Source organism: Streptomyces sp. NPDC002884 (assembly GCF_040295245.1).
Taxonomy (GTDB): domain Bacteria; phylum Actinomycetota; class Actinomycetes; order Streptomycetales; family Streptomycetaceae; genus Streptomyces.
Genome location: NZ_JBEOVB010000029.1, coordinates 109,999 through 120,978 on the forward strand (window position 1 = coordinate 109,999; position 10,980 = coordinate 120,978).

At 70.6% G+C, this 10,980-nt stretch carries 9 protein-coding genes; 1 reads left to right on the forward strand and 8 read right to left on the reverse strand.

Annotated elements, in window-relative coordinates; all coding sequences use genetic code 11:
- Nucleotides 1-158 precede the first annotated feature (158 nt).
- The 8 genes from pyrF to pyrR all read right to left on the reverse strand — a co-directional run bounded on the left by pyrF (nt 159) and on the right by pyrR (nt 10,170).
- Nucleotides 159-1,001 carry an orotidine-5'-phosphate decarboxylase gene (pyrF, locus tag ABT070_RS36415; protein WP_351767173.1) on the reverse strand — a complete coding sequence of 281 codons (843 nt, stop codon included), beginning with the start codon at nt 999-1,001 and terminating at the stop codon, nt 159-161.
- A complete protein-coding gene (locus tag ABT070_RS36420) occupies nt 998-2,104 on the reverse strand; it encodes a quinone-dependent dihydroorotate dehydrogenase (protein WP_351767174.1) in 1,107 nt (368 codons plus the stop codon). The genes pyrF and ABT070_RS36420 overlap by 4 nt, the downstream gene beginning before the upstream one ends.
- Nucleotides 2,105-2,182: 78 nt before the next feature.
- Nucleotides 2,183-5,494 carry a carbamoyl-phosphate synthase large subunit gene (gene carB / locus ABT070_RS36425; RefSeq protein WP_351767175.1) on the reverse strand — a complete coding sequence of 1,104 codons (3,312 nt, stop codon included), beginning with the start codon at nt 5,492-5,494 and terminating at the stop codon, nt 2,183-2,185.
- Nucleotides 5,487-6,629 carry a glutamine-hydrolyzing carbamoyl-phosphate synthase small subunit gene (gene carA, locus ABT070_RS36430; protein ID WP_351767176.1) on the reverse strand — a complete coding sequence of 381 codons (1,143 nt, stop codon included), beginning with the start codon at nt 6,627-6,629 and terminating at the stop codon, nt 5,487-5,489. The genes carB and carA overlap by 8 nt, the downstream gene beginning before the upstream one ends.
- Nucleotides 6,626-7,207, reverse strand: a complete 582-nt coding sequence (locus ABT070_RS36435; RefSeq protein WP_351767177.1) for a PH-like domain-containing protein — start codon at nt 7,205-7,207, stop codon at nt 6,626-6,628. The genes carA and ABT070_RS36435 overlap by 4 nt, the downstream gene beginning before the upstream one ends.
- Complete coding sequence (locus tag ABT070_RS36440; protein ID WP_351767178.1) at nt 7,204-8,490, reverse strand: dihydroorotase; 1,287 nt, start codon at nt 8,488-8,490, stop codon at nt 7,204-7,206. Before ABT070_RS36440 ends, ABT070_RS36435 begins: the two co-directional genes overlap by 4 nt.
- A 5-nt stretch (nt 8,491-8,495) precedes the next feature.
- Nucleotides 8,496-9,476, reverse strand: a complete 981-nt coding sequence (locus ABT070_RS36445) for an aspartate carbamoyltransferase catalytic subunit (protein ID WP_351767179.1) — start codon at nt 9,474-9,476, stop codon at nt 8,496-8,498.
- Nucleotides 9,477-9,573: 97 nt separating this feature from the next.
- Entirely contained in the window at nt 9,574-10,170 is a 597-nt protein-coding gene (gene pyrR / locus ABT070_RS36450; RefSeq protein ID WP_351767180.1) for a bifunctional pyr operon transcriptional regulator/uracil phosphoribosyltransferase PyrR, read from the reverse strand.
- Between the two features lie 240 nt (nt 10,171-10,410).
- Between pyrR and bldD the strand changes: the two genes are divergently transcribed.
- On the forward strand, nt 10,411-10,911 hold the full coding sequence (bldD, locus tag ABT070_RS36455; protein ID WP_020128858.1) for a transcriptional regulator BldD: 501 nt from the start codon (nt 10,411-10,413) through the stop codon (nt 10,909-10,911).
- Nucleotides 10,912-10,980 lie beyond the last annotated feature (69 nt).

Here is a 10,980-nt window from a genome sequence, read left to right on the forward strand (position 1 = left end):
CCAACTCCGCCAGAGTCAGCGAGAACAGAGGAAAAGTCCTGGTCAGCCTCCGCAGTGCCGGACATTTAGGACATAGTGCCCTGGATTTGAGGATGTATCCAGACTCAAGTCGCCGCCGAGCCTCCCGACCGAGCCCCCGGTCGGGCGGCCGACGCCCTTCAGGCGGCGTCCACGGCCGCCCTGACCTCTCGCGCGAATCGATCCACGGCGTCACGCAGAGCGACGACGTCGGGACCGTGACGCAACACACCCCGACTCACGTTCGGTACGACATTGCGCGCCGCGGACCCGAAGACCCGCGGGAGGTCGGCCGGGGTAGCCCCCTGGGCGCCGACTCCGGGCGCCAGGAGCGGACCGTTGATGTCGAGGTCGTACGCCGAGAGGTCGCCCAGTGTGGCGCCGACGACCGCGCCGAAGGAGCCCAGCGGCTCCTCCCCCGCGTTCTCCGCGGCCAGGTGCGCCAGCATCGTCGCGCCCACGTCGCGCCCGTCGGCCCGTACCGCGTGCTGGACCTCGCCGCCCTCCGGGTTGGAGGTCAGCGCCAGCACGAACAGCCCGGCGCCGCTCTCGCGCGCCGCCGCCACCGCCGGGGACAGCGAGCCGTAACCGAGGTACGGCGACACGGTGAGGGCGTCGGAGAACAAGGGGGCGTCCTTGTGCAGGAAGGACTCGGCGTACGCGGCCATGGTCGAGCCGATGTCACCGCGCTTGGCGTCCATCACGACCAGGGCGCCGGCCGCCCGCGCCTCCTGCACGGTCTTCTCCAGGACGGCGATCCCGCGCGAGCCGAACCGCTCGAAGAAGGCGCTCTGCGGCTTCAGCAGCGCGACCCGGTCGGCCGTCGCCTCGACGACCGTGCGGCTGAACCGCTCCAGGCCGGCCACGTCGTCGTTCAGGCCCCACTCGGCGAGCAGGGAGGCGTGCGGGTCGATGCCGACGCAGAGCGGGCCACGCTCGTCCATGGCCCGGCGCAGCCGCGCGCCGAAGGGCTCCAGGGTCATGCCGTCTTCCTCACGTCGGCGCCGACCGCGTCGGCGAGAGTGGCGTAGGGGCTCGTCCGCAGGCGGGCGGCGAGGCCCTTGTGGATCGCACGGCCCCAGAAGGGCCCCTCGTAGATGAAGGCGCTGTACCCCTGGACCAGCGTGGCGCCGGCCAGGATGCGCTGCCAGGCGTCCTCGGCGTCCTCCACGCCCCCGACGCCCACGAGGGTGACGCGGTCGCCCACGCGCGCGTAGAGGCGGCGCAGCACCTCGAGGGAGCGGGCCTTGAGGGGGGCGCCGGACAGTCCGCCGGTCTCCTTCACCAGCGAGGGTTCGGATTTCAGACCGAGTCCCTCGCGCGCGATGGTGGTGTTGGTGGCGATGATTCCGTCCAGACCGAGCTCCACGGCCAGGTCGGCGACCGCGTCGACGTCCTCGTCGGCCAGGTCCGGGGCGATCTTGACCAGCAGCGGGACCCGCCGCGAGGTCACGACACGGTCGGCGGCCTCGCGCACGGCGCTCAGCAGCGGCCGCAGCGCCTCGGTGGCCTGGAGGTTGCGCAGCCCCGGCGTGTTCGGCGAGGACACGTTGACGACCAGGTAGTCGGCGTACGGCGCGAGCCGCTCGGTCGACTTCACGTAGTCGCCGACGGCCTCCTCCTCCGGGACGACCTTGGTCTTGCCGATGTTGACGCCCACGACGGGCTTGAAGACGGGCGTACGGGAGGCCAGGCGCGCGGCGACGGCCAGCGAGCCCTCGTTGTTGAAGCCCATCCGGTTGATGAGCCCCCGGTCCTTCACGAGCCGGAACAGCCGCTGGGCGGGGTTGCCGGGCTGCGGCTCACCGGTGACCGTGCCGATCTCGACGTGGTCGAAGCCCAGCATCGACATCCCGTCGATCGCGACGGCGTTCTTGTCGAAGCCGGCGGCGAGTCCGAAGGGGCCGTGCATGCGCAGCCCGAAGGCCTCGGTGCGCAGTTCCCGGTAGCGGGGGGCCAGGGCGGCCGCGACGAACGTGCGCAGCACCGGGATCCGGACGGCGAGCCGGATCCAGCGGAAGGCCAGGTGGTGGGCGCGCTCGGGGTCCATCCGCTGGAAGAACAGCCGGAAGAATTGCTTGTACATGATCATGTCCTCCAAGGAGCCTCGCGAAGAGGTGTCATGAAGAGGGGGACACCGTTTCCGGTGTCCCCCTGCGGGCTGCTAGTCGCGGGCCGCGGTCAGGTGTTCCGCGTGTTCTTGGAGTGAGCGGACGCCCACGTCCCCGTGGTTGAGGGCGTCGATGCCCTGGACGGCCGCGGCGAGCGCCTGGACCGTCGTCAGGCACGGCACGGACCGCGCCACGGCCGCCGTACGGATCTCGTAGCCGTCGAGGCGGCCACCGGTGCCGTACGGGGTGTTGACGATGAGGTCGACCTCGCCGTCGTGGATGAGCTGGACGATGGTCTTCTCGCCGTTCGGGCCGGTGCCCTCGGACTGCTTGCGCACGACCCTCGCGTTGAGACCGTTGCGCCTGAGGACCTCGGCCGTGCCGGAGGTGGCGAGCAGCTCGAAGCCGTGCGCGACCAGCTCACGGGCCGGGAAGATCATCGAGCGCTTGTCGCGGTTGGCGACCGAGATGAAGGCGCGGCCCTTGGTGGGCAGCGGGCCGTACGCGCCGGCCTGCGACTTGGCGTACGCCGTGCCGAAGACGGAGTCGATGCCCATGACCTCGCCGGTCGAGCGCATCTCGGGGCCGAGCACGGTGTCCACACCGCGGCCGGAGGTGTCCCGGAAGCGGGTCCACGGCATCACGGCCTCCTTGACGGAGATCGGCGCGTCCAGCGGCAGCTCACCGCCGTCGCCGGTCGCCGGGAGCAGCCCCTCGGCGCGCAGCTCGGCGACGGTCGCGCCCAGCGAGATCCGGGCGGCGGCCTTCGCCAGCGGCACCGCGGTCGCCTTCGAGGTGAAGGGGACCGTACGGGACGCCCGCGGGTTGGCCTCCAGGACGTAGAGGATGTCGCCCGCCATCGCGAACTGGATGTTGATCAGGCCGCGGACACCGACGCCCTTGGCGATCGCCTCCGTGGAGGCCCGCAGACGCTTGATGTCGAAGCCGCCCAGGGTGATCGGGGGCAGGGCGCACGCCGAGTCGCCGGAGTGGATGCCGGCCTCCTCGATGTGCTCCATGACCCCGCCGAGGTACAGCTCCTCGCCGTCGTAGAGCGCGTCGACGTCGATCTCGATGGCGTCGTCGAGGAAGCGGTCGACGAGCACCGGCCGGGTGGGGCTGATCTCGGTCGACTCGGCGATGTAGGACGACAGCCGGGTCTCGTCGTAGACGATCTCCATGCCGCGGCCGCCGAGCACGTACGAGGGCCGCACCAGGACCGGGTAGCCGATCTCGTCCGCGATGGCCTTGGCCTCGGCGAAGGTGGTGGCCGTGCCGTGCTTCGGGGCCGGCAGACCGGCCTCGGCGAGCACCCGCCCGAAGGCGCCCCGGTCCTCGGCCGCGTGGATGGCCTCGGGCGAGGTGCCGACGATCGGCACGCCGTTGTCCTTCAGCGCCTGCGCCAGGCCCAGCGGGGTCTGGCCGCCGAGCTGCACGATCACACCGGCGATCGGACCGGCCAGCGACTCCGCGTGGACGATCTCCAGCACGTCCTCGAGCGTCAGCGGCTCGAAGTACAGGCGGTCGGAGGTGTCGTAGTCCGTGGAGACGGTCTCCGGGTTGCAGTTGACCATCACGGTCTCGTACCCGGCGTCGGACAGCGCGAAGGAGGCGTGGACGCAGGAGTAGTCGAACTCGATGCCCTGGCCGATGCGGTTCGGGCCCGAGCCGAGGATGATCACCGCGGGCTTCTCGCGGGGCGAGACCTCGGTCTCCTCGTCGTAGGAGGAGTAGAAGTACGGCGTCTTCGCGGCGAACTCGGCGGCGCAGGTGTCGACCGTCTTGTAGACCGGGCGGATGCCCAGCGTGTGCCGGACCTCACGGACGACGTCCTCGCGCAGCCCGCGGATCTCGGCGATCTGCTGGTCCGAGAAGCCGTGCCGCTTGGCCTCGGCGAGCAGCTCGACGTCCAGCCGGTCGGCGGCGGCCAGCTCGTCGGCGGTCTCCTTGATGAGGAAGAGCTGGTCGACGAACCAGGGGTCGATCTTCGTGAACGCGAAGACCTCCTCGGGCGTGGCGCCCGCGCGGATGGCCTGCATGACGGTGTTGATGCGGCCGTCGGTCGGGCGGACCGCCTCGCGCAGCAGCTCGTCCTTGTCGCCGCTCTCGCCGACGAAGGTGAACTGGCTGCCCTTCTTCTCCAGCGACCGCAGCGCCTTCTGCAGGGCCTCGGTGAAGTTGCGGCCGATGGCCATGGCCTCGCCGACCGACTTCATGGTCGTGGTCAGCGTGGAGTCGGCGCTCGGGAACTTCTCGAAGGCGAAGCGCGGGACCTTCACGACCACGTAGTCGAGCGTCGGCTCGAAGGAGGCCGGGGTCTCCTGCGTGATGTCGTTCGGGATCTCGTCGAGGGTGTAGCCGACGGCGAGCTTGGCCGCGATCTTGGCGATCGGGAAGCCGGTGGCCTTGGAGGCGAGCGCCGAGGACCGCGAGACGCGCGGGTTCATCTCGATGACGATGACGCGGCCGTCCTCGGGGTTCACCGCGAACTGGATGTTGCAGCCGCCGGTGTCCACGCCGACCTCGCGGATCACGGCGATGCCGATGTCGCGCAGGATCTGGTACTCGCGGTCGGTCAGCGTCATCGACGGGGCGACGGTGATCGAGTCGCCGGTGTGCACGCCCATGGGGTCGAAGTTCTCGATGGAGCAGACGACCACGACGTTGTCGTGCTTGTCGCGCATGAGCTCCAGCTCGTACTCCTTCCAGCCGAGGATGGACTCCTCCAGGAGCACCTCGGTGGTCGGCGAGAGCGTGAGGCCCTGGCCGGCGATGCGGCGCAGCTCCTCCTCGTCGTGGGCGAAACCGGAGCCGGCGCCGCCCATGGTGAAGGAGGGGCGCACGACGACCGGGTAGCCGCCGCCGAGCGTCTCGACGCCGGCGATGACCTCGTCCATGGTGTGGCAGATGACCGAGCGGGCCGACTCGCCGTGCCCGATCTTGCGGCGGACCTCTTCGACGACGCCCTTGAACAGGTCGCGGTCCTCGCCCTTGTTGATGGCCTCCACGTTGGCGCCGATCAGCTCGACGCCGTACTTCTCCAGGACGCCGTTCTCGGCGAGCGAGATCGCCGTGTTGAGGGCCGTCTGGCCGCCCAGGGTGGGCAGCAGCGCGTCGGGGCGCTCCTTGGCGATGATCTTCTCGACGAACTCCGGGGTGATCGGCTCGACGTAGGTGGCGTCGGCGATCTCCGGGTCGGTCATGATCGTCGCCGGGTTGGAGTTCACCAGGACGACCCGCAGGCCCTCGGCCCGCAGGACGCGGCACGCCTGGGTGCCGGAGTAGTCGAACTCGGCGGCCTGGCCGATGACGATCGGGCCGGAGCCGATGACCAGGACGGACTGGATATCGGTGCGCTTAGGCACGCTGGCCCTCCATCAGGGATACGAAGCGGTCGAACAGGTAGGCGGCGTCGTGGGGGCCCGCTGCCGCTTCGGGGTGGTACTGGACGGAGAAGGCCGGCTGGTCGAGCAGCTGGAGCCCCTCCACGACGTCGTCGTTGAGGCAGACGTGGGAGACCTCGGCGCGGCCGAACTTCGTCTCGCTGACCTTGTCGAGCGGCGCGTCCACGGCGAACCCGTGGTTGTGCGCGGTGACCTCGACCTTGCCGGTCGTACGGTCCTGGACCGGCTGGTTGATGCCGCGGTGGCCGTACTTCAGCTTGTAGGTGCCGAAGCCGAGGGCGCGGCCGAGGATCTGGTTGCCGAAGCAGATGCCGAACAGCGGCGTCCTGCGCTCCAGCACCTCGGTCATCAGCGCGACCGGACCGTCGGCGGTGGCCGGGTCGCCCGGGCCGTTGGAGAAGAACACGCCGTCGGGGCCGACGGCGTACACCTCCGCCGCCGAGGCCGTCGCCGGAAGCACGTGCACCTCGATGCCGCGCTCGGCCATGCGGTGCGGGGTCATGCCCTTGATGCCGAGGTCGATGGCGGCGACGGTGAAGCGCTTCTCGCCGACCGCGGGGACGACGTAGGCCTCCTTGGTGGCGACCTCCTCGTAGAGGCTCGCGCCCTTCATGTGCGGCTGGGCCTGCACGCGTGCGAGGAGCTCGGTCTCCGGGCGGACCGCCTCACCGGAGAAGATCCCGGCGCGCATCGAGCCGCTCTCGCGGAGGTGACGGGTGAGCGCGCGGGTGTCGATGCCGGAGATGCCGACGACGTTCTGGGTGACGAGCTCGTCGTCCAGGGAGCGGGTGGCGCGCCAGTTGGAGGGCACGCGCGCGGGGTCGCGCACGACGTAGCCGGAGACCCAGATGCGGCCCGACTCGTCGTCCTCGTCGTTCCAGCCGGTGTTGCCGATCTGCGGGGCGGTCGCGACGACGATCTGGCGGTCGTACGACGGGTCGGTGAGGGTCTCCTGGTAGCCGGTCATACCGGTGGAGAACACCGCTTCGCCGAAGGTCTCCCCCACGGCCCCGTAGGCACGGCCGCGGAAGATCCGGCCGTCCTCCAGGACGAGTACGGCGGGAACCCTGGTGGTTCCCCTGGTGGAGGTCGTCATCGTGCGCCTTCCGTTTCCGTCGGGTTTTCCGTCTTGTCGATCATGGAGTTGATGGCGTCGACCCACTCGCCGTGCTCGGCCGCGTGGTCCGAGCGGAAGCCGGAGTCGAGCAGCTTGTCGCCGTGCGCCCAGGTCACCACCAGCAGGCCGCCCTCGGTGAGGACCTTGCCGGCGATGCCCTTGTCGAGCCGGGCCTCGCGCAGTGCGGCGGCCGGGACGAAGAAGTCGGTCGCGCCGGGGCGTACGACGTCCAGTCCCGCCGCCGTCAGGGTGAGCTCGGCCCTGCTGCGGGTGCCCAGGCCGTGCGCCACGATGCGGTCCAGCCACTGTCCGGCGGTGGTGGAGCCGTGGTAGCGCCCGCTCATGCCCAGTCTCACCGGACCGGGGTCGTCCGGCGCGGTGGGGAGCTCCGGGAGGTCGCCCTGGAGCGTGCCGCGCCACTTCCAGCCCTCGCGCATCAGCCAGTAGACGAGCGCGACGAAGAGGCCGAGACCGACCACCCAGCCGATCCGCGCGGCCCAGTCGGTCACTTCGGCCGATTCCTTCTCGGCCGCCAGCAGTAGTGCAGCAGATGTCACGTGAGCTTCCCGTCGACGAGCGTGGCCTTGCCCCGGAGCCACGTGTGCGTGACACGGCCCGGCAGCTCACGCCCCTCGTACGGGGTGTTCCGGCTGCGCGAGGCGAAGCCCGCGGGGTCCACCGACCCACGGTATTCCGTGTCGACGAGCGTGAGGTTGGCGGGCTCACCTGCCGAGACGGGGCGCCCGTGGCCCTTGGCCCGCCCGATCAGGGCGGGCTTGAACGACATCCGGCTCGCGACCCCGGCCCAGTCCAGCAGGCCCGTCTCCACCATCGTCTCCTGGACCACCGACAGCGCGGTCTCCAGGCCGACCATGCCCATGGCGGCGGCGGCCCACTCGCAGTCCTTGTCCTCGTGCGGGTGCGGGGCGTGGTCGGTGGCGACGATGTCGATGGTGCCGTCGGCGAGCGCCTCGCGCAGGGCGCGCACGTCCCGCTCGGTGCGCAGCGGCGGGTTCACCTTGTAGACCGGGTCGTAGCTGCGCACCAGCTCGTCGGTGAGCAGCAGGTGGTGCGGGGTGACCTCGGCGGTGACGTCGATGCCGCGGGACTTGGCCCAGCGGACGATCTCGACCGACCCGGCGGTGGAGAGGTGGCAGATGTGGACCCGGGAGCCGACGTGCTCGGCGAGCAGGACGTCCCGGGCGATGATCGATTCCTCGGCCACCGCCGGCCAGCCGCCGAGCCCCAGCTCGGCGGAGACGACGCCCTCGTTCATCTGGGCACCCTCGGTCAGCCGCGGCTCCTGGGCGTGCTGGGCGACGACCCCGCCGAAGGCCTTCACGTACTCCAGGGCCCGGCGCATGATCACGGCGTCGTCGACGCACTTGCCGTCGTCGGAGAAGACGGTGACGCCGGCCGCCGACTCGTGCATGGCGCCCAGCTCGGCGAGCTTGCGGCCCTCCAGGCCGACCGTGACCGCGCCGATCGGCTGCACGTCGCAGTAGCCGTGCTCCTGCCCCAGCCGGTAGACCTGCTCGACCACTCCGGCCGTGTCGGCCACGGGGAAGGTGTTGGCCATGGCGAACACGGCCGTGAAGCCGCCGGAAGCGGCCGCGCGGGTGCCCGTGAGCACCGTCTCGGAGTCCTCGCGGCCCGGCTCGCGCAGATGGGTGTGCAGGTCGACCAGGCCCGGCAGCAGCACCTTGCCGCCGGCCTCGACGACCTCGGCCCCCTCGGCGGACAGCCCCGCGCCGACGGCCTCGATGACCGCGCCGTCGATCAGCACGTCCTGCGGCTCACCGCCGAGCACCTTCGCACCACGGATCAGGATCTTGCTCATGGTTCTTACTTCTCCTCGGTGGTGCGGGCGTGGCTGACGGCGGGTTCGTTGCCGCCCAGAAGCAGGTAGAGGACGGCCATCCGGATGGAGACGCCGTTGGCGACCTGTTCGACGACGGTGCAGCGCTCGGAGTCGGCGACCTCGGCGGTGATCTCCATGCCGCGGACCATCGGGCCGGGGTGCATGACGATGGCGTGCTCGGGCATCCGCGCCATGCGGTCGCCGTCGAGGCCGTAGCGCCGCGAGTACTCGCGCTCGGTCGGGAAGAACGCGGCGTTCATCCGCTCGCGCTGCACCCGCAGCATCATCACCGCGTCGGACTTGGGCAGCGTGCTGTCGAGGTCGTACGACACCTCGCACGGCCAGGTCTCGATGCCGACCGGCACCAGGGTGGGCGGGGCGACCAGGGTGACCTCGGCGCCGAGCGTGTGCAGCAGGTCGACGTTGGAGCGGGCCACCCGGCTGTGCAGCACGTCGCCGACGAGGGTGATGCGCTTGCCTGCGAGGTCCTGGCCGAGCCCGGCGTCCCGCCCGACCAGTCGGCGGCGCATCGTGAAGGCGTCCAGGAGGGCCTGGGTGGGGTGCTGGTGGGTGCCGTCGCCCGCGTTGATGACGACGGCGTCGATCCAGTCGGAGGTGGCCAGCCGGTACGGCGCCCCGGAGGCGCCGTGCCGGATGACGACCGCGTCGACGCCCATGGCCTCCAGGGTCTGCGCGGTGTCCTTCAGGGACTCGCCCTTGGACACCGACGACCCCTTGGCGGAGAAGTTGATGACGTCCGCGGACAGGCGCTTCTCGGCGGCCTCGAAGGAGATGCGCGTGCGCGTGGAGTCCTCGAAGAAGAGGTTGACGATCGTGCGGCCGCGCAGGGTCGGCAGTTTCTTGATGGGCCGGTCGGCGACCCGGGCCATCTCCTCGGCGGTGTCGAGGATCAGGACGGCGTCGTCGCGGGTGAGGTCGGCGGCCGAGATGAGATGACGCTGCATCTGTCAGGCTCCGTAAGGCAGTTCAGACATGGGGAGATCACGGACGTGCAGGGCACGGCTGTGAGGCGCACGGCACCGAGGGCCGCACGCGCGCGTGCTACTGCTGGGCGGCCGGCTTCACACCGAGCAGCACGGTGTCGCGACCGTCCTCCTCGGCGAGCTGGACCTTGACCGTCTCCCGCAACGACGTGGGGAGGTTCTTGCCGACGTAGTCGGCGCGGATGGGCAGTTCCCGGTGGCCGCGGTCGACGAGGACCGCGAGCTGGACCGCGCGCGGGCGCCCGAGGTCGTTCAGGGCGTCGAGGGCGGCGCGGATGGTGCGGCCGGAGAAGAGCACGTCGTCGACGAGGACGACCAGTTTGCCGTCCAGGCCGTCACCGGGGATCTCGGTGCGGGCCAGCGCACGCGGCGGGTGCATGCGCAGGTCGTCGCGGTACATGGTGATGTCGAGGGAGCCGACCGGAATCCGGCGGTCGGTGATCTCCTCGAGCTTGGCGGCGAGCCGCCGGGCGAGGAAGACGCCACGGGTCGGGATGCCGAGCAGCACCACGTCGTCGGCGCCCTTGGCGCGTTCGACGATCTCGTGGGCGATGCGGGTCAGCACACGCGCGATGTCGGGGCCTTCGAGAACGGGCCGCGCATCGGCTTGCCGGGAGTCCTGCTGAATGTCCTGCTGGGTGTCCTGCGTGTCCATATGAAACGGACCTCCTTCTCCGCCTCACGGGACGGACCTTAAAGGACGTCGGATTTGCGCCATCTACGGTAGCAGGCCGGGACACCGCCCCGATCACCCCCTTGGCGTAATCAGCCACCGGTACCACGGAAGCGTCGGTGTGGACCATTCGGCTTGACTCAGAAGAATCACGCTGCGTAACCTCACAGTGAGTTACCAGCACGCGGCTCACGCCGCGTCGACCCAGTGCCGGGGAGCTATATGTCCAGCGAATACGCCAAACAGCTCGGGGCCAAGCTCCGGGCGATCCGCACCCAGCAGGGCCTTTCCCTCCACGGTGTCGAGGAGAAGTCCCAGGGACGCTGGAAGGCGGTCGTGGTCGGTTCGTACGAGCGCGGCGACCGCGCCGTGACCGTGCAGCGCCTCGCCGAGCTGGCGGACTTCTACGGCGTCCCGGTGCAGGAACTGCTGCCGGGAACCACTCCGGGCGGGGCCGCCGAGCCGCCGCCGAAGCTGGTCCTGGACCTGGAGCGACTGGCCCACGTGCCGGTCGAGAAGGCGGGCCCCCTGCAGCGGTACGCGGCCACGATCCAGTCGCAGCGCGGCGACTACAACGGCAAGGTGCTGTCGATCCGCCAGGACGACCTGCGCACTCTCGCCGTCATCTACGACCAGTCGCCCTCGGTCCTGACCGAGCAGCTGATCAGCTGGGGCGTCCTGGACGCGGACGCGCGCCGCGCGGTCTCCCACGAGGAGGGCTGAGGCCCCCGCGGCCCGGCAGAGCTCAGCAGAAACGTGCCGCCGGGGTGGCCGGAACCTGATGGTTCCGGC

Coding starts and splice junctions, on each gene's coding strand:
- pyrF (WP_351767173.1), bottom strand. CDS start 1,001: ATGACCCTGGAGCCCTTCGGCGCGCGGCTGCGCCGGGCCATGGACGAG.
- ABT070_RS36420 (WP_351767174.1), bottom strand. CDS start 2,104: ATGTACAAGCAATTCTTCCGGCTGTTCTTCCAGCGGATGGACCCCGAG.
- carA (WP_351767176.1), bottom strand. CDS start 6,629: ATGACGACCTCCACCAGGGGAACCACCAGGGTTCCCGCCGTACTCGTC.
- ABT070_RS36440 (WP_351767178.1), bottom strand. CDS start 8,490: ATGAGCAAGATCCTGATCCGTGGTGCGAAGGTGCTCGGCGGTGAGCCG.
- ABT070_RS36445 (WP_351767179.1), bottom strand. CDS start 9,476: ATGCAGCGTCATCTCATCTCGGCCGCCGACCTCACCCGCGACGACGCC.
- pyrR (WP_351767180.1), bottom strand. CDS start 10,170: ATGGACACGCAGGACACCCAGCAGGACATTCAGCAGGACTCCCGGCAA.
- bldD (WP_020128858.1), top strand. CDS start 10,411: ATGTCCAGCGAATACGCCAAACAGCTCGGGGCCAAGCTCCGGGCGATC.